Here is a 17,848-nt window from a genome sequence, read left to right as displayed (position 1 = left end):
CGCCAGTCCGGAAACCCGCACCATCCCGCTCATTCCAACCTCCTTGAGATTCAGCCCTGTCGGATCAATTCGCCTGGTTGCCGTTCACCGCTTCACTCACCGCTCACCCCTGTCGCCGACCGTCACCCACCACCCCCTCTCAGCAATCCGCCGGCCAGCCCGATCACAACAGGCAGCACGCCGATCGCGAGGAAGGCGGGCAGGAAGCACAGCCCCACCGGGGCGGTGACCATGACGGCCGCCCGGCGAGCCCGCGCCGTCGCGGTGCGCGCCCACTCCGCGCGGGCCTCCGACGCGAGCCGGCCGACCGGTACCGCCGCCGGTACACCCGACTCGCCCGCCCGCTCCAGCAGTCGCGCCAGCCCCTGAGCACCCGGCAGTGCCGCCAACCTCCGCCACGCGTCCCCCGGTTCGCCGCCGAGCCGCACCTCCGCCGCACCCCGGGCCAGCCGCTCACCCACCGGCCCGCCCAACGCCTCACCGACGGCCTGAGCGGCCGCCACGGGACTCGCGCCCGCCGCGATGCAGGCGGCCACCAAGTCGGCGGCGAGAGGCAGTTGACGGACCGCCGACGACACGTCGTACTCCTCCGGGGGTGCCGCCGTGCGCCGTCGGAGCCACCACCGGACTCCGAACCCGGCCGCCAGCCCGACCAGGACTCCGGCGAACCCGCCGACCAGGACCCATCCGGCACACACGACACCCAGCGGGGGCAGCCACCGTCGGCCGTAGCCCCGGACCTCGTGGCGCCGCGGCGCGGGCGTGGGTTCCGGGAGCAGCATCGTGGCGAGGCGTCCGCGTACTCTCCTCGCCCGCCGCAAAGTCCCCAGCCGGCGGACCGGCGAGCCGACCAGGAGCGCTCCGCACGCAAATACCCCCAGGCTGTGGACAACTTCCGCGCTCATGCCGCCTCCGCTCCTCGTACGATCCGCAGCGCCCACCACAGCCCCACTCCCTCCAGGACTCCGCCGACCAGCAGGCAACCGAGCCCGGGACCGGTGTGCAGCAGCACGTGCAGGGGGTCCGCGCCGAGCGCGGTTCCGAGCAGGAGACCGAGGGCGGGCAGACCCGCGAGCATGGAGGCGGTCGAGCGCGACCCGGCCAACTGGGCACGCATGTCGGCTCTTTGATCGCGCTCCGCCCGCAAAGCGGCCTCCAACCGGTCCAGTCCCGCCGCGAGCCCAGCACCCCGGTCCACGGCCACACGCCAGCACGCGGCGAGCCCCACCAGTCCATCGGCGCCGGGACGGCGTGCAGCCTCCGTGAGCGCGTCCGGCACATCCCCACCGAATCTCGCCGCGGCCAGCACCAACGGCTGTGCGTCGGCGAGTCCGTCCGAGTCCCGTGCGGCCGCGAGCAGTGCCTCCCCGGGCTGACGTCCCGCCCGCACCTCTCCGGCGAGTGCACCGCACAGGGCGATCACCGCTTCGCCCCGTCGTTCGCGCTCGCGCCGGGCCTCCGCCGCTCGCCGCGCCCGGCGCAGCAACGGCATGCCGACGGCTCCGAGGAGGAGGGGTACGAGCGAGGTGCCCAGTACCGCGATCACCGTGCCCGCCACCAGGGACCACGCTTCGGGCCGTAGCCGTCCGCGCAGCCGTCGCCAGTCCGCACGGGCCCGCTCCCACGGGGGCGGCCCGGTCGCCGTCCCGCCGCCGGCGAGCAGTGCTCTCGCCCTGCGCCCGCCCGAGCCGTGCTCGCCGAGCAGCCAGGCCGCGATCCCGGCGCACGCCACGGCCGCTCCGGCGGGCGCGCCCGCCATCTCACCGAACCTCATCCCGCTCCCCGTTCGCATCCCGACGTCCGGGCCCTGTGGGGACCCCTGCGTCCACCACCTCCGAAGGACCCCTCGAACGCCTCCGGCCCAGAGGGACTTCCTCCCTCCCGATCCCGATCGCCTCGCGACACCCGTGACCCGACCCGACCGCCTCGCGACACCCCTGACCCGACCCGATCACCTCGCGAGTCCCTTGCCTTCGATATCCCTGGCTTCCCTCCCTCAGGAGCTCCCTCAGCCGTTCCCACCCCCGCTCAGAGACGAAGGCGTCCTCGCCCCACCGCAGTGCCGGCACCGTCACCACCAGCCCCGACGGGTCGCGTTCCAGCACGTGCACCTCGGCGATCCGGCGCCGCCCGGTCCGGTCCCGCACGAGATGCAGGACCACGGACAACGCCGCCGCCAACTGGCTGTGCAGCGCGGCCCTGTCCAGCCCTGCCGCGGTGCCCAGGGCTTCCAGCCGGGCCGGGACCTGAGCCGCCGCGTTGGCGTGGAGCGTCCCCGAGCCGCCCTCGTGTCCTGTGTTCAGGGCGGCCAGCAGCGAGACGACCTCGGGACCGCGCACCTCGCCGACCACCAGCCGGTCCGGCCTCATCCGCAGGGCCTGCCGGACGAGATCCTGGAGCGAGACGAGGCCGACGCCCTCCTGGTTGGCGGGCCGACCTTCCAGGCGCACCACATGCGGATGGTCGGGCCGCAGCTCGGCCGAGTCCTCGGCGAGCACGATCCGCTCCCCCGGACCGACCAGCCCCAGCAGCGCGCTCAGCAAGGTCGTCTTGCCGGTGCCCGTGCCCCCGCTGATGAGGAAGGACAGCCGGGCGTCCACCAGCGCCCTGAGGACCTGGTCCCCGCCCGGTGGCACCGTTCCCGCCGCCACCAGTTCGTCGAGGGTGAACGCGCGCGGCCGCACGACGCGCAGGGACAGGCAGGTGGAGCCGACGGCGACCGGTGGCAGCACCGCGTGCAGACGGGTTCCGTCGGGGAGCCTTGCGTCCACCCAGGGGCGGGCGTCGTCGAGCCGTCTGCCGGCCACCGCCGCGAGACGCTGCGCGAGACGTCGTACGGCTGCCGTGTCGGGGAAGGACACGGAGGTCAGTTCCAGGCCGCCGCCGCGGTCCACCCAGACCCGGTCGGGCGCCGACACGAGCACGTCGGTCACCGACGGATCGGCGAGCAGCGGCTCCAGCGGACCGCTGCCGACCAGTTCGGAGCGCAACCGCTCGGCGGCGCCGAGGACTTCGGCGTCCCCGAGCACCCGTCCTTTCTCCCGCAGTGCCTGGGCCACGCGCGCGGGAGTCGGTTCGGATCCGTTCTCGGCCAGCCATTGCCGCACGCCGTCCAGCAGTCCCGTGCCTCCGTCCGGGCCCGTCCCGGGCCCCTCCCACGCCTCCGTCCCCGCGTGCGACGGGCCTGGCGGGCCACCCCGCGTCTCCCTTCTCGCGTCCCAGCTCATAGGCCTCCTCCCTCGACCGGAAGGCGCTCCCAGAAGGCCGCGCAGAACCGGGCCAGGGGCCCCTTCGCCGCGCTTCCCGGCGGTGGCCCGCCGTCGAGCGGGAAGGACTCGGCCGGGAGTCCGCCCACCAGCGGCAGGTCGAGCAGGCGGGCGACCTCGCGGTCGTCGAGTCCGGGAGCGCGGGGGCCGCGGACCACGATCCGCAGATCGCGCAGGACCATCCCGGCGGCGGACGCCACCCGCCCGGCCGCCGCGACGGAGCGGAGGTCGGCGGGGACCACCAGCAGTCCCATGTCGAGCTGGGCAAGGATCTCGGCGACGCCTTCGTCGATACGGCGGGGGAGGTCGACGACCACCACGCCACCGCGGCGTCTGGCGGCGGCCAGCACCGCGCGCACCGCTTGCGGGGGAACGGTGACCGTGTCGCTCCGGTCCCAGCTGAGAACCCGCAGGGCGTGCAGGCGGGGCAGGGACTCCTCCAGGGCCCCGCCGCCGACCCGGCCGCGGGACGCCGCGAACGCCGGCCAGCGCAGCCCCTCTGCCGTCTCCCCGCCCAGGAGTACGTCGAGTCCGCCGCCGAGAGGGTCCGCGTCCACGAGCAGGGTGCGCTTCCCCTCGCGCGCCGAGGTGATGGCGAGCGCGCAGGCGAGCGTGGACGCGCCGGCCCCGCCGCGGCCGCCGAGCACGCCCACGGTGATGGCGGGGCGGCCGACTCCCTCGGCCACGTCCGCGATGCGGTCGACGAGCCATTGCTCGCCGTCGGGCAGGACCAGGACATGATCGGCGCCGATCTCGACGGCACGCCGCCAGACTCCCGAGTCGTCCTGGTCCCGGCCGACCAGGACCACTCCCCTTCTCCGCGCGGCGCCCCGGACACGCCGAGCCGCGTCGTCGCCAACCAGGACGAGGGGCGCCGCCTCCCAGCTGTCCCTGCGTTCCGGAATCCCGTGATGGACCTCGGGCCGCGCACCCGCCGCGGCGCACAGGCGCAGCAGGTCGTCGAGGAGTTCGACATCCTCGGTGACGATCAGTGGTCCGCCCTGCCGCCCCTCGGCGGTGGGCGGCCGGTCATGGATGATGGCTCCCGCCACGATCTCCAGCCCCCTTCGCTGCTTCTTGCGCGGGGCCCTCCAGGACCCCTTGATTCCCGCTCGTGTGAAGAACCGGCAAGCGGTCTCCATATGAACGGCCGATACGAACCGGTCAAACACGTCCGACAAACGGAACCGGCCATGAACCGGGCCGCGAACGGAGCGCGTGAGAATCACGGTGCGGCGATCCTGGAAATCGTGTGGATCTTGGTCGAAAACTGTGGACAACTCGGCGGCTGTGAATATCGCCTTCACGCCTACCGGTGAACGCTCAACGGCTTCCGCAGAGCACTCCGACAGCTACGCACAGTGACGGATCATGGATGCACAGCAGCGGCGGGATCATCGGTGCTGGGAAGGCTCCGGGGCCGCGCAGAAGTGGAGAAAACACATCCGGACATGCGACGACCCCCGCCGGGGGGGAGAGCGGGGGTCGTCCCCACGGCCGACTCGGGGGGGGAGGAGTCGGACCGGGTTAGCACGGTCGCGAACGATCCGTGACTTCCATGGTGTACCCGAGAGCCCTCTCAGGCAAACCCACGCGCCTCACCTTACGCCGAATGGTGGGCCCTATGCTCGACCTCGTGGAAAACCACTCCTTGCCTCGTACAGCGGCCTTCTTCGACCTGGACAAGACGGTCATTGCGAAGTCGAGCACGCTCACCTTCAGCAAGTCGTTCTACCAAGGCGGACTGATCAACCGCAGGGCGGCCTTGCGTACCGCATACATCCAGTTCGTGTTCCTGGCGGGCGGCGCCGACCACGACCAGATGGAACGGATGCGCAAGTACCTGTCCTCGATGTGCCGCGGCTGGAACGTCCAGCAGGTCAAGGAGATCGTCGCCGAGACACTGCACGACCTCATCGACCCGATCATCTACGACGAGGCCGCGTCGCTCATCGAGCAGCACCACAAGGCCGGCCGCGACGTCGTGATCGTGTCCACGTCCGGTGCCGAGGTCGTGGAGCCGATCGGCGAACTGCTCGGCGCCGACCGGGTCGTGGCGACCCGCATGGTCGTCGGCGAGGACGGCTGCTTCACCGGGGAGGTGGAGTACTACGCCTACGGACCGACGAAGGCCGAAGCGATCAAGGAGCTGGCCGCGTCCGAGGGGTACGACCTGCCCCGCTGTTACGCCTACAGCGACTCGGCGACCGATCTGCCGATGCTGGAGTCCGTCGGGCACCCGCACGCGGTGAATCCGGACCGCGCGCTGCGCCGCGAGGCGGTCGCCCGCTCGTGGCCGATCCTGGACTTCCACCGCCCGGTCCGGCTGAAGCAGCGGCTGCCCGGCCTGTCCGTACCTCCCCGCCCCGCCCTCGTCGCGGCGGCCGCGATAGGAGCGGCGGCGGCCACGGCGGGACTCGTCTGGTACGCCAGCCGGCGCCGCGCGACGGCGGTGTGAGCCGTCACGCGCGCGTGACGGCTCACAAATGAAGTCCATTTCTCACCCTTTTGAACCTAAAAGTAAAGAAGTGCGGCGAGGGGTTTCGCTTCCTCGGGACCTGGAGTACAAAGGGGTTAACGGCCCGCGAGACCAAGGACATCCGCGAGGATCACCTTCAAACGCAACAAGGCCCCACGGACCGAGCATGAACATCGAGCACCCACGCGACGTCGACCCGTCGATTACGGGCCAGCCGCACCAGGTGACGGGCAGAAGATCCCGGCCTGATGGGCAACATCTCGAGGACGCTTGGTAACCCGGTGAACATGCCAGCGGCGGTACGAGAATTCGTACCGCCGCAACCCTTTTCCCGGCACTCCCGCCCTTACGCGGCGCCGCGCTGCAGCGCCTCGCAGACCGCGGCGGACTCGCGGGCGCCCAGTTCGACGGCCCGTCCGCAGTGCGCGATCCAGGCGGCCATGCCGTCCGGGGTGCCGGAGACGTAGCCGTCCAGCGCCGCCAGGTAGGCCGCACGGCCTTGTTCCGCGTGGCCGACCTCGGCCGGGCAGATGGACTTCGGGTCGAGACCGCTGCCGATCAGGACGATGCGTTCGGCGGCGCGCGCGACCAGGCCGTTGTGGGAGGCGAAGGGGCGCAGGGCGATCAGTTCGCCGTGGACGACGGCTGCCGTGACCAGAGCGGGGGCGGAACCGCCCGCGATGATCAGCTGGGACAGCCCTTCGAGCCGGCCCGCGACCTCGTCCGCGTCCGGCAGCGGAAGCTCCACCAGGGGCTCGTCGGCCTTCTCGCCGGCCTGGCGCGGCCGGCCAACGGCCTCGCCCCGGTCGGCCGCCGCGACCAGGTGGAGCCGGGCCAGCACGCGCAGGGGCGACTGCCGCCAGATGGACAGGAGCTGGCCCGCTTCGGCGGTCAGCCGCAGGGCGGCGCCGACCGTACGGTCCTCCTCCCCCGCGCTGAAGTCGGTACGACGGCGCACCTCTTCGAGGGCCCAGTCGGCACCGGACAGCGCCGCGGAACCAATGGCCCCGCGCAGCGCCGCCTCGGACGTGATCTCGTTGCTGCGGCGCCGCATGATCCGGTGTCCGTAGACCCGGTCCACGGCCTTGCGCACGGACTCCACGGAATCGGGCACCCCGGGAAGTGAACCGAGGGCCGCGAGCGGATCGGCGGTCGCACCTGTCGTACTCATGAGTACGACATTACGCACCCCGGGCACGCACCCCACGAAGGAGTGGTCTTCTTCACGCGGCGTGAACACCTGGAGCGACGATCGCACTACGCTTGGTGAACATGAAAATTGCTTTCGTCGGGAAGGGCGGCAGCGGCAAGACCACCTTGTCGTCGCTCTTCATCCGCCACCTCGCCGCCTCGGGGGCACCAGTCGTCGCCGTGGACGCCGACATCAACCAGCATCTGGGGGCCGCGCTCGGGCTCGAAGAGGCGGAGGCCGCGGGGCTTCCCGCCATGGGCGAGCGGCTGCCGCTCATCAAGGACTATCTGCGCGGCTCCAACCCGCGCATCGCGTCGGCCGAGACGATGATCAAGACGACCCCGCCCGGGGAGGGTTCCCGGCTGCTGCGGGTCGGGGAGACCAATCCGGTGTACGACGCCTGCGCGCGGCCGGTGGAACTCGACGGCGGCGTCATCCGTTTGATGGTCACCGGCCCGTTCACCGAGGCCGATGTGGGGGTGGCTTGCTACCACTCCAAGACCGGTGCCGTGGAGCTCTGCCTGAACCATCTCGTCGACGGCCGGAGCGAGTACGTCGTCGTCGACATGACGGCGGGCTCCGACTCCTTCGCGTCCGGCCTGTTCACCCGCTTCGACATCACGTTCCTCGTCGCCGAGCCGACCCGGAAGGGAGTCTCCGTCTACCGCCAGTACAAGGAGTACGCCCGCGACTTCGGCATCACCCTGAGGGTCGTCGGCAACAAGGTGCAGAACCAGGACGACGTCGACTTCCTGCGCGAAGAGGTCGGTGACGACCTCCTCGTCACGGTCGGGCACTCGGACTGGGTGTGCGCCATGGAGAAGGGCCGGCCGCCCCGGTTCGAGGCCCTGGAGGAGTCCAACCGGCGCTCGCTGCACGCTTTGCGGGCCGCCGCCGACGCCACGTACGCGATGCGTGACTGGGAGCGGTACACGCGCCAGATGGTGCAGTTCCACCTGAAGAACGCCGCCAGTTGGGGCAACGCCAAGACCGGAGCGGACCTCACCGGACAGGTCGACCCCGGTTTCGTACTCGGCGAAAGCCCCATGGCCACCGCGTGATTGGCCGACCGCCGGCGGCGCCGCCTCGGGCCGAGCGACAGCCGGCCCGAAGAGGCGGCGCGGACTGAGCGACGGAACGGCCCGGGGCGCCATCACCGCGTGGACGACAGGACGGCCCGGACGACAGGACGGCCCGGGGCACCGCTACGGCTTGAGCGCGGGCGCCCCGGGGACGCCCTTCGGTGCCGGGGCCGGGCGGCCTGCGAGGAAGGACGCCCAGCCCCGCTCCGGCGCCTGACCGACCTGGAGGCCGCGGAGCTTGTCGAGGATGACCGGGTCCTGCGCGTCGAGCCAGTCGGCCAGCTGCCGGAAGGAGACACAGCGCACCTCGGCCCTGGTGCAGACGCTCTCGACGACCTCGTCGACGGCACGCATGTAGGTGCCGCCGTTCCAGGACTCGAAGTGGTTGCCGATGATCAGCGGAGCGCGATTGCCCTCATAGGCGCGGTCGAAGCCCTTCAGCAGCCCGTCACGCATCTGGTTGCCCCAGGACTCCTGCTTGGCCGGGTCGCCCTGAGTCTGCGTTCCCGACTGGTTGACCATGAAGTTGTAGTCCATCGTGAGCTGTTCGTAGGAGTGTCCGGGGAAGGGCACGAGCTGCATCGAAAGATCCCACAGCCCTTCCTTCTTCTTCGGCCAGACCTGTTCGCCGACGCCGCTCGTGTCGTAGCGGAAGCCCAGTTCGCGGGCCGCCTTCATGAAGTTCTCGCGGCCCTCCAGACAGGGGGTGCGGGCGCCGATGAGTTCCTTGTCGTAGTCGAAGGGCAGCGAAGCCGCTTCCTTCAGGCCCGCGTTGGTCCTCCAGGACTTCACGAACGACTTCGCCTGGGCGATCTCGCTCTTCCAGTCCGCGACCGACCACAGACCGACCCCGGCCTCCGTGCCGCAGAAATGGCCGTTGAAGTGCGTGCCGATCTCGTTGCCCTCCAGCCACGCGCCGCGCAGCTGCTTCACCGTGTCCGCGATGCCCTGCTGGTCGTTGAAGCCGATCTCCGAGCTGCCGGCCGAGTGCTGGGGCGGCCGGTACAGGTCGCGCTTGTCCTCGGGCAGCATGTACACACCGCTCAGGAAGTACGTCATGGTCGCGCGGTTGGCCTTGGAGAGCTTCCGGAAGTGTGAGAAGAGTTTCTGGCCGTCCTCGCCCGCGCCGTCCCAGGAGAAGACCACGAACTGCGGCGGCTTCTGACCCGGCTTCAGCCGCTCGGGCCGCGGCAGATGGGGCTGGGCCCCGGTGTACGACGTGGATCCGTCGCCGATCAGGCGGACCGCGGCCTTGGGCGCAGGGGCCCCCGTCGCCTTCTTCGCTCCGTGCGCGCGCTCACGGGACGGCGCGCCGCCGCCCGCGCAGCCGGCGAGCGTCGTGGCGCAGGCCGCGGCGATTGCCACACCCGCGGCGATCCTCTGGGTGGCGGCCATGTTCCGCCCTCCTTCTCCTCGGTCGGGCAGCGCCGGTCGGGGCGCCGGCGCGCTGGTGCACGACAGGGCCGTCAAGGTTTCACGGGACCGAGAAGGAATAAGTACGACAAGCCGATCAAAAGCCCGCTTCACTCCAGGGGGTGAATTGATGCCCCATTCGCCCCCATTTTCGCCATCATCCCTTTACTCTGCATTACGATCCGTTTACCGAGCGTTGAAGAATCCCGCCGCTGTACGCCGTGACCCACGGCCGCGACCCGCCCCCGCCGCTCCGGACGGGGGATCACCTGTTCCGCGACCGCGTAGCCCCGGAGGAGACGGGAACCATGTCTGCCTGCGTCCCCACCCGCGCCGCCGACCCGACTCGGCCCGCGCAGGTTCACCCGCCCCACAGCCCCCCGCCGACCCCGCCCCGACGCTTCCGCGTCGCGGGCGCCGATCTGTCCGCCTCGATCGCGGTCTTCCTGATCGCCCTTCCCCTGTCCCTCGGCATCGCCCTCGCCACCGGCGCACCGCTCCAGGCCGGCCTGGTCGCCGCCGCCGTCGGCGGAATGGTCGCGGGCCGGCTCGGCGGCTCGCCGCTCCAGGTGAGCGGGCCCGCCGCCGGGCTCACCCTCGTCACAGCCGAGCTGATCCAGCGCTACGGCTGGCGCGCGACCTGCGCCATCACCATGCTGGCGGGACTCACCCAGCTCGGCCTCGGCTGCCTGCGCGTAGCCCGCACGGCCCTCGCCGTCAGCCCCGCCATCGTGCACGGCATGCTCGCCGGCATCGGCGTGACCATCGCCGTGGCCCAGCTGCACATCGTGCTGGGCGGCATCCCGCAGAGCTCCGTCCTCGACAACCTCATCGGGCTGCCGGACCAACTGGCCCGCATGCACCCCGCGGCGGTGTCGATGAGCGTGCTGACCCTGGTGCTGCTGTTCGCCTGGCCGCGGCTTCCCGGGCGGACCGGGCGGCTGCTGCGCAAAATTCCCGCCGCGCTGGTCGCCGTCGCCGGCGCGACCCTGACCGCCTCGGCCGCCGGACTGACCCTGCCGATGGTCGAACTGCCCGCCTGGAGCAGCCACGCCCTGGCCGGGCTGCCCGAGGGCCCGGTGCTCGGCGTCGTGGCCGCCGTCCTCACCGTGACCCTGGTGTGCAGCGTGCAGTCGCTGCTCGGGGCCGTCGCCGTGGACAAGCTGGCGAGCGGCCGTCCGGACCTCCAGGGCCGTGTGGGCCGTTCCAACCTGGACCGGGAGCTGCTCGGGCAGGGCGCCGCCAACGTCGTCTCCGGCGCGCTCGGCGGCCTGCCCGTGGCGGGAGTCGCGGTACGAAGTTCCGCGAATGTCCACGCGGGTGCCGTCAGCCGGAACTCCACGATCCTGCACGGCGTTTTCGTAGTGATCGCCGCGCTGCTGATGGTCCCGATCCTGGAGCTGATCCCCCTCGCATCGCTCGCCGCCCTGGTGATGGCCGTCGGCATCCAGATGGTGTCCCTGCACCACATCCGCACGGTCACCCGCCACCGCGAGGTCCTGGTGTACGCCGTCACCACGCTCGGCGTCGTGTTCCTCGGAGTTCTCGAGGGCGTGGCGCTGGGGGTCGCCGTGGCCGTCGGTGTCGCCCTGCACCGTCTCGGCCGCACCCGCATCACGCACGAAGAAAGGGAAGGAGTCCATCACGTACATGTGAGAGGCCAGCTGACGTTCCTCGCGGTGCCGCGACTCAGCCGCACGCTGCACCTCGTGCCCCGGGGCACGGACGTGGTCGTGCAGCTGGACGGCTCGTTCATGGACCACGCCGCCTACGAGTCGCTGCAGGACTGGCAGACCACCCACGTCGCCCAGGGCGGCACGGTCGATCTCGGCGGGCGGACCGGAACGCGGATCGCCGAGCCCGCGAACTCCGGACACTGCCGCTGCCGGCCCTGGACTCCCTGGCGGAACCACCAGTGCGACGCCGCCGCCGAACCGGGACTCCCGTCCTCGCAGGCACCTTCGGCCGGACCCGAGGAAGAGGCGGACGAGGCCAGACCGAGCGGACATCAACTGGCCCGCGGAATCAGCGCGTTCCAGCGCAACACGGCACCCCTGGTGCGTGATGAACTGGCCCGCCTGGCCCGGGAAGGACAGCGTCCTTCCCAGCTGTTCCTGACCTGCGCCGACTCCCGGCTCGTCACCTCGATGATCACCTCCAGTGGTCCCGGTGACCTCTTCGTCGTCCGCAACGTCGGCAACCTCGTGCCGCCGCCCGGGAAGGAGAGCGGGGACGACTCGGTGGCCGCGGCCATCGAGTACGCGGTGGACGTACTGAAGGTGCGGTCCATCACGGTGTGCGGACACTCCGGGTGCGGGGCCATGCAGGCCCTGCTGGCGTCGGAGCCGGGAGGGGCGCTCACGCCGCTCAAGCGGTGGCTGCGGCACGGGCGGCCGAGCCTGGACCGGATGGCCGCCGACGACAGACCGGGCGCGCGGATCGCCGGGCGGGCACCCGCCGACGCGGTGGAGCAGCTCTGCCTGACCAATGTGATGCAGCAGTTGGAGCACCTGCGGGCGCACGAGTCCGTGGCGCGGGCCCTCAGGGAGGGCGTGCTCGAACTGCACGGGATGTACTTCCACGTCGGGGAGGCGCAGGCGTATCTGCTGGCCGAGGCCGACGGGGCTGAACTGTTCGATCACGTGGGCGCGTTCGACCAGGCGGGCGCGGCGGAGGAGCTGAGGCATCCGGCGTGATCGGACGGTGGTGCGCGGCCCTGGTCGGCGGGGCCGCGCACCACGTACTCCTCGCGGAGCCTCCCGCTACTCCCCGGGGGCCTCCCGATCCCGTTCCCACCAACGGCAGGCAACGCACCCCCGCCACAGGCGACGCACCCCGCCACGGGCGGCGCTTCCCCCGGCACGCGCGCTGCACCCAAGGCACGCGCGCTGCACCCCAAGCACAGGCGACGCACCCCGGGCACGGGCGACGCTCTCGACGCCCAGGCGAACGCGCCCCCGGATGAACCCGGTGGCCGGTACGTCCGTGCCACAAGGGGGCAGACTCGTGCGGACTCGTGTCGCGTCGGGAAAGGCGGCGGAGCCGTACCGCAGGGTGCGGAGATGCCGTGCCGACCGGGGTTCGGACCGATAGCACAGCATAGGTCTAAACCAATTTCGGGTCGGCCCTTGTCACCGGGCTCGCGGTCTGATGAGCTGTGGCCTGGGACACAACGGACACCCTGGGAAAGGGAGATGTCGTGAGCAACGAAAGCCTGGCCAACCTGCTGAAGGAAGAGCGCAGGTTCGCGCCGCCCGCCGACCTGGCGGCGAACGCCAATGTCACCGCGGAGGCGTATGAGCAGGCCAAGGCTGACAGGCTCGGCTTCTGGGCCGAGCAGGCCCGTCGGCTGACCTGGGCCACCGAGCCGACCGAGACACTGGACTGGTCCAACCCCCCGTTCGCGAAGTGGTTCGCCGACGGAAAGCTGAACGTCGCGTACAACTGCGTGGACCGGCACGTCGAGGCCGGGAACGGCGACCGCGTCGCCATCCACTTCGAGGGCGAGCCGGGCGACAGCCGGGCCATCACCTATGCCGAGCTCAAGGACGAGGTGTCGAAGGCCGCGAACGCCCTCACCGAGCTGGGCATCGGCAAGGGCGACCGCGTCGCCGTCTACCTTCCGATGATCCCCGAGGCCGTCGTCGCGATGCTGGCCTGCGCCCGTATCGGCGCCGCGCACTCGGTGGTCTTCGGCGGGTTCTCCGCCGACGCGATCGCCACCCGCATCCAGGACGCCGACGCCAAGCTGGTCATCACCGCCGACGGCGGGTACCGGCGCGGGAAGCCGTCCGCGCTCAAGCCCGCCGTCGACGACGCGGTGAGCCGGGTCGACGGCGTCGACAAGGTGCTGGTGGTGCGCCGTACCGGCGAGGACGTCGACTGGACCGAAGGCCGCGATGTGTGGTGGCACGACATCGTCGGACGGCAGTCAGCCGAGCACACGCCGGAGGCGTTCGACGCCGAGCACCCGCTGTTCATCCTCTACACCTCCGGAACCACCGGGAAGCCGAAGGGCATCCTGCACACCTCGGGCGGCTACCTCACGCAGGCCTCGTACACCCACCACGCCGTCTTCGACCTCAAGCCGGAGACCGACGTGTACTGGTGCACGGCCGACATCGGCTGGGTGACCGGGCACTCGTACATCACGTACGGACCGCTCTCGAACGGCGCGACGCAGGTCATGTACGAGGGAACGCCGGACACGCCCCACCAGGGCCGGTTCTGGGAGATCGTGCAGAAGTACGGGGTGACGATCCTCTACACGGCGCCCACGGCCATCCGTACGTTCATGAAGTGGGGCGACGACATCCCCGCGAAGTTCGACCTCACCTCGCTGCGGGTGCTCGGATCGGTCGGCGAGCCGATCAACCCCGAGGCCTGGATCTGGTACCGCAAGCACATCGGCGGGGACCGTACGCCGATCGTCGACACCTGGTGGCAGACCGAGACCGGCGCGATGATGATCTCGCCGCTGCCCGGGGTCACCGAGACGAAGCCGGGCTCGGCGCAGCGCGCACTGCCCGGCATCTCGGCCACGGTGGTCGACGACGAGGCGAACGAGGTGCCCGACGGCGGTGGCGGCTACCTGGTGCTCACCGAGCCGTGGCCGTCCATGCTGCGCACGATCTGGGGTGACGACCAGCGGTTCCTCGACACGTACTGGTCCCGCTTCGAGGGCAAGTACTTCGCCGGCGACGGAGCCAAGAAGGACGACGACGGCGACGTATGGCTGCTCGGGCGCGTCGACGACGTGATGCTCGTGTCCGGGCACAACATCTCGACGACCGAGGTCGAGTCGGCCCTCGTCTCCCACCCGGCGGTCGCCGAGGCCGCGGTCGTGGGTGCGGCGGACGAGACCACCGGACAGGCCATCGTCGCCTTCGTCATCCTGCGCGGGACGGCTTCCGCGGAGGACGAGGGACTGATGGCGGAGCTGCGCAACCACGTGGGCACCACGCTCGGCCCGATCGCCAAGCCGAAGCGGGTCCTGCCGGTGGCCGAGCTGCCGAAGACCCGCTCGGGCAAGATCATGCGCCGGCTGCTGCGCGACGTGGCGGAGAACCGTGAGCTCGGTGACGTCACGACGCTCACCGACTCCACGGTCATGGACCTCATCCAGGCGAAGCTGCCGGCCGCGCCCAGCGAGGACTGAGGCGGGCCCGTCCCACCGGCCCGGCCCTGAGGGGTGCGGGAGTACGCTCACCGTGCTCCCGCACCCCTCATCCGTTTCCCCACCCCCGCCTCATCCGTTTCTGCACCCCTCACCCGTTTCCGCGCCCCCTGGTCCCCGATCGGCCCGGCGCCCCTTCGGCCCAATCAGCGGGCCCCGCGCCCGGTTCCGCCGTAGCGTGAAGATCCCCCACCGACCCGGCCGGATCATGGGTAAAGTAAGCAAAGCGTCAAAGACGTGACAAGATCGTTCATGGTGTGCCGGGAAGTCTGGTCGGCAAGTGCTTCGTCCTGCCTGCTCGACCGGAGGTCCTTCCCGTGGCCGCGCCCCCCAGCACCACCCCACGCAAGTTCCTGGGCATGCTGTCCCTGCCCGAACGGAACTTCGTGGCGGACGCGCTGCGCACCGAGACCGTGGGCGGAATCCTCCTGCTGATCGCGGCGGTCGCGGCCCTGATCTGGGCGAACACCCTGCCGCACAGCTATGAGACCGTCTCGCATCACCACTTCGGACCGGCCGCCCTCGGGCTCGACCTGTCCGTGGAGCACTGGGCGGCCGACGGACTGCTCGCCATCTTCTTCTTCGTCGCCGGCATCGAGCTGAAGCGCGAACTGGTGGCCGGCGATCTGCGGGACCCGAAGGCCGCGGTGCTGCCCGTGGCCGCCGCGGTCTGCGGCATGGCCGTACCCGCGATCGTCTACGTCCTGACCAACGTGTCCGGCCACGGCTCGCTCGAAGGATGGGCCGTCCCCACCGCCACGGACATCGCCTTCGCGCTCGCCGTGCTCGCCGTCATCGGGACGTCGCTGCCGTCCGCGCTGCGCGCCTTCCTGCTCACCCTCGCCGTCGTCGACGACCTGTTCGCGATCCTGATCATCGCGGTCTTCTTCACCAGCTCCATCAACTTCGCCGCGCTCGCGGGGGCCTTCGTCGGCCTCGGGGTCTTCTGGCTGCTGCTGCGCAAGGGTGTGCACGGCTGGTACGTGTACGTGCCGCTCGCGCTGGTCATCTGGGCGCTGATGTACAACAGCGGCATCCACGCCACCATCGCCGGTGTCGCCATGGGCCTGATGCTGCGCTGTCATCCCCACGAGGGCGAGGAGCACTCCCCCGGCGAGCACATCGAGCATCTGGTGCGACCGGTGTCGGCGGGGCTCGCCGTGCCGCTGTTCGCCCTGTTCAGCGCCGGTGTCGTGGTCTCCGGAGGCGCGATCCACGATGTGTTCACCCGGCCCGAGACGCTCGGCGTGGTGCTCGGACTCGTCGTCGGCAAGGCGGTCGGCATCTTCGGCGGCACCTGGCTGACGGCCCGGTTCACCAGGGCCTCGCTCAGCGACGACCTGGAATGGGCCGACGTCGCCGCCGTCGCGACCCTCGCCGGCATCGGCTTCACCGTCTCCCTGCTCATCGGTGAACTCGCCTTCGAGGGCGACGCGAGCCTCACCGACGAGACCAAGGCCGCCGTCCTGATCGGCTCGTTCATCGCGGCCGTGATCGCCACGGCGCTGCTGAAGATACGCAACGCCAAGTACCGCTCGCTGTGCGAGGCCGAGGAGCGCGACGACGACCGCGACGGCATCCCCGACATCTACGAGGAGCACCAGCCGGCGTACCACCTGCGTATGGCGGCGATCTACGAGGAGAAGGCCGCGGAGCACCGCAGGCTTGCCGAACTGGCGGGTGGGGCAAGCGAGGAGAACGGCGGTCCGGCATGATCTGACAGGACCGTACAAACACATGCAGAAGAGGGAGATCGCGATGAGCGCACCCGACGGGAGCCCGGTCGGTGCCGAACGCAGTATCGGCCAGCTGGTCGCCGCGGCGACGACCGAGATGTCCGCGCTGGTGCACGACGAGATCGCGCTGGCGAAGGCGCAGCTCAAGCAGGACGTCAAGCGCGGTGCGGTCAGCGGCGGCGCGTTCTCGGCGGCCGGGGCGATCCTGATCTTCTCCCTGCCGATGCTCAGCTTCGCCCTCGCGTACGGCATCCGGACCTGGAGCGACTGGAATCTCGCGATCTGCTTCCTGCTGTCGTTCGCGGCGAACGTGCTGGTCGCGGCCGTGCTCGCGCTGATCGGCGTGATCTTCGCGAAGAAGGCCAAGAAGAGCAAGGGCCCGCAGAAGGTGGCCGCCTCCATGAAGGAGACGGCGGGTGTCCTGCAGAACGCCAAGCCGCACCCCCGGCCCGAACCGGTCGAGGACGCCGTCAAGGCTGTGGCACGCTCATCCTCATGACGGACCCCGCCACACCATCGGCGCAACCCACCTCGGTCGTACGGATCGACCTCCCCGGCGACCACAAAGTCACGCACCGGGACGTGGCCGCCAACGGCGCGCGCTTCCACATCGCCGAGCTCGGCGACGGGCCGCTCGTGCTGCTGCTGCACGGCTTCCCGCAGTTCTGGTGGGCCTGGCGGCACCAGCTCGTCGCGCTCGCCGACGCCGGGTTCCGGGCCGTCGCCATGGACCTGCGGGGCGTCGGGGGCAGCGACCGCACCCCGCGCGGCTACGACCCCGCCAACCTCGCGCTCGACATCACCGGGGTCGTGCGCTCCCTCGGCGAGCCCGACGCCGCCCTGGTCGGGCACGACCTCGGCGGCTATCTGGCGTGGACGGCGGCGGCCATGAGGCCCAAGCTCGTCCGCCGGCTCGCCGTGTCGTCCATGCCGCATCCGCGGCGCTGGCGTTCCGCGATGCTCTCCGACGTCCGGCAGACGACGGCGGGCTCGTACATCTGGGGGTTCCAGCGTCCCTGGATCCCCGAGCGCCAACTCCTCGCCGACGACGCCGCCCTGGTGGGCCGTCTGGTGAGCGACTGGTCGGGCCCCCGGCAGCCGGACGAGGAGACCCTGGAGACGTACCGCCGCGCCATGCGGATCCCCTCGACCGCGCACTGCTCCATCGAGCCGTACCGGTGGATGGTGCGCTCCATGGCGCGCCCGGACGGCATCCAGTTCAACCGGCGCATGAAGCGGCCGGTGCGGGTGCCGACCCTGCATCTGCACGGCTCACTCGATCCGGTGATGCGGACGCGGAGCGCGGCGGGCTCCGGGGAGTACGTCGAAGCGCCGTACCGCTGGCGGCTGTTCGACGGGCTCGGCCACTTCCCGCACGAGGAGGATCCGGTCGCCTTCTCCACCGAACTGATCAACTGGCTGAAGGACCCGGAACCCGATCGGTGACACCTCGGTCACTTCTGCGTGACCGCGCGAACGCGCCCGGTGCGACCTCCGGAACGCG

At 71.1% G+C, this 17,848-nt stretch carries 13 protein-coding genes; 7 read left to right on the top strand and 6 right to left on the bottom strand.

Translation table 11 applies throughout. The annotated features are described in order from the left end of the window. Nucleotides 1-122: 122 nt before the first annotated feature. From ACFYYF_RS17740 to ssd, 4 genes are read right to left on the bottom strand one after another with little or no spacing between them, the layout of a single operon-like run. Nucleotides 123-905 carry a type II secretion system F family protein gene (locus tag ACFYYF_RS17740; protein ID WP_388776548.1) on the bottom strand — a complete coding sequence of 261 codons (783 nt, stop codon included), beginning with the start codon at nt 903-905 and terminating at the stop codon, nt 123-125. Continuing rightward, nucleotides 902-1,774 (bottom strand): type II secretion system F family protein, encoded by an 873-nt coding sequence (locus tag ACFYYF_RS17735; protein ID WP_388776545.1) that lies wholly within the window; start codon nt 1,772-1,774, stop codon nt 902-904. Before ACFYYF_RS17735 ends, ACFYYF_RS17740 begins: the two co-directional genes overlap by 4 nt. Further along, nucleotides 1,761-3,227, bottom strand: coding sequence for a TadA family conjugal transfer-associated ATPase (locus tag ACFYYF_RS17730; protein WP_388776542.1), 1,467 nt, complete (start codon nt 3,225-3,227; stop codon nt 1,761-1,763). Before ACFYYF_RS17730 ends, ACFYYF_RS17735 begins: the two co-directional genes overlap by 14 nt. Then, nucleotides 3,224-4,318 (bottom strand): septum site-determining protein Ssd, encoded by a 1,095-nt coding sequence (ssd, locus tag ACFYYF_RS17725; protein WP_388776539.1) that lies wholly within the window; start codon nt 4,316-4,318, stop codon nt 3,224-3,226. Before ssd ends, ACFYYF_RS17730 begins: the two co-directional genes overlap by 4 nt. Nucleotides 4,319-4,890: 572 nt before the next feature. Between ssd and ACFYYF_RS17720 the strand changes: the two genes are divergently transcribed. Then, a complete protein-coding gene (locus ACFYYF_RS17720) occupies nt 4,891-5,724 on the top strand; it encodes an HAD-IB family hydrolase (protein WP_365479494.1) in 834 nt (277 codons plus the stop codon). Nucleotides 5,725-6,091: 367 nt separating this feature from the next. Here the strand turns inward: ACFYYF_RS17720 and ACFYYF_RS17715 are convergent, their stop codons facing one another. Continuing rightward, nucleotides 6,092-6,916, bottom strand: a complete 825-nt coding sequence (locus ACFYYF_RS17715) for an oxidoreductase (protein ID WP_388776537.1) — start codon at nt 6,914-6,916, stop codon at nt 6,092-6,094. Nucleotides 6,917-7,017: 101 nt separating this feature from the next. Between ACFYYF_RS17715 and ACFYYF_RS17710 the strand changes: the two genes are divergently transcribed. Continuing rightward, nucleotides 7,018-7,998 carry an ATP-binding protein gene (locus tag ACFYYF_RS17710; protein WP_388776534.1) on the top strand — a complete coding sequence of 327 codons (981 nt, stop codon included), beginning with the start codon at nt 7,018-7,020 and terminating at the stop codon, nt 7,996-7,998. A 144-nt stretch (nt 7,999-8,142) separates the two neighbouring features. Here the strand turns inward: ACFYYF_RS17710 and ACFYYF_RS17705 are convergent, their stop codons facing one another. After that, on the bottom strand, nt 8,143-9,414 hold the full coding sequence (locus ACFYYF_RS17705; protein ID WP_388776531.1) for a hypothetical protein: 1,272 nt from the start codon (nt 9,412-9,414) through the stop codon (nt 8,143-8,145). Between the two features lie 326 nt (nt 9,415-9,740). Between ACFYYF_RS17705 and ACFYYF_RS17700 the strand changes: the two genes are divergently transcribed. The 5 genes from ACFYYF_RS17700 to ACFYYF_RS17680 all read left to right on the top strand — a co-directional run bounded on the left by ACFYYF_RS17700 (nt 9,741) and on the right by ACFYYF_RS17680 (nt 17,790). Next, complete coding sequence (locus ACFYYF_RS17700; protein WP_388776529.1) at nt 9,741-12,128, top strand: SulP family inorganic anion transporter; 2,388 nt, start codon at nt 9,741-9,743, stop codon at nt 12,126-12,128. A 461-nt stretch (nt 12,129-12,589) separates the two neighbouring features. Continuing rightward, on the top strand, nt 12,590-14,590 hold the full coding sequence (acs, locus tag ACFYYF_RS17695; RefSeq protein ID WP_365479481.1) for an acetate--CoA ligase: 2,001 nt from the start codon (nt 12,590-12,592) through the stop codon (nt 14,588-14,590). A 377-nt stretch (nt 14,591-14,967) separates the two neighbouring features. Then, nucleotides 14,968-16,323: a Na+/H+ antiporter NhaA gene (nhaA, locus tag ACFYYF_RS17690; protein WP_388776779.1), complete on the top strand. Its 1,356-nt coding sequence runs from the start codon at nt 14,968-14,970 to the stop codon at nt 16,321-16,323. Between the two features lie 43 nt (nt 16,324-16,366). Continuing rightward, on the top strand, nt 16,367-16,843 hold the full coding sequence (locus ACFYYF_RS17685) for a phage holin family protein (protein ID WP_361693059.1): 477 nt from the start codon (nt 16,367-16,369) through the stop codon (nt 16,841-16,843). Then, entirely contained in the window at nt 16,840-17,790 is a 951-nt protein-coding gene (locus tag ACFYYF_RS17680; RefSeq protein ID WP_388776526.1) for an alpha/beta fold hydrolase, read from the top strand. The genes ACFYYF_RS17685 and ACFYYF_RS17680 overlap by 4 nt, the downstream gene beginning before the upstream one ends. The last annotated feature ends 58 nt before the right edge of the window (nt 17,791-17,848 follow it).

It is taken from the genome of Streptomyces sp. NPDC001914 (assembly GCF_042891215.1).
Taxonomy (GTDB): domain Bacteria; phylum Actinomycetota; class Actinomycetes; order Streptomycetales; family Streptomycetaceae; genus Streptomyces.
This window is presented reverse-complemented; position numbering and strand designations above follow the sequence as displayed.

Coding starts and splice junctions, on each gene's coding strand:
- ACFYYF_RS17710 (WP_388776534.1), top strand. CDS start 7,018: ATGAAAATTGCTTTCGTCGGGAAGGGCGGCAGCGGCAAGACCACCTTG.
- ACFYYF_RS17705 (WP_388776531.1), bottom strand. CDS start 9,414: ATGGCCGCCACCCAGAGGATCGCCGCGGGTGTGGCAATCGCCGCGGCC.
- nhaA (WP_388776779.1), top strand. CDS start 14,968: ATGCTGTCCCTGCCCGAACGGAACTTCGTGGCGGACGCGCTGCGCACC.
- ACFYYF_RS17730 (WP_388776542.1), bottom strand. CDS start 3,227: ATGAGCTGGGACGCGAGAAGGGAGACGCGGGGTGGCCCGCCAGGCCCG.
- ACFYYF_RS17685 (WP_361693059.1), top strand. CDS start 16,367: ATGAGCGCACCCGACGGGAGCCCGGTCGGTGCCGAACGCAGTATCGGC.
- ACFYYF_RS17735 (WP_388776545.1), bottom strand. CDS start 1,774: ATGAGGTTCGGTGAGATGGCGGGCGCGCCCGCCGGAGCGGCCGTGGCG.
- ACFYYF_RS17740 (WP_388776548.1), bottom strand. CDS start 905: ATGAGCGCGGAAGTTGTCCACAGCCTGGGGGTATTTGCGTGCGGAGCG.
- ACFYYF_RS17715 (WP_388776537.1), bottom strand. CDS start 6,916: ATGAGTACGACAGGTGCGACCGCCGATCCGCTCGCGGCCCTCGGTTCA.
- ACFYYF_RS17700 (WP_388776529.1), top strand. CDS start 9,741: ATGTCTGCCTGCGTCCCCACCCGCGCCGCCGACCCGACTCGGCCCGCG.
- ACFYYF_RS17720 (WP_365479494.1), top strand. CDS start 4,891: ATGCTCGACCTCGTGGAAAACCACTCCTTGCCTCGTACAGCGGCCTTC.
- ACFYYF_RS17680 (WP_388776526.1), top strand. CDS start 16,840: ATGACGGACCCCGCCACACCATCGGCGCAACCCACCTCGGTCGTACGG.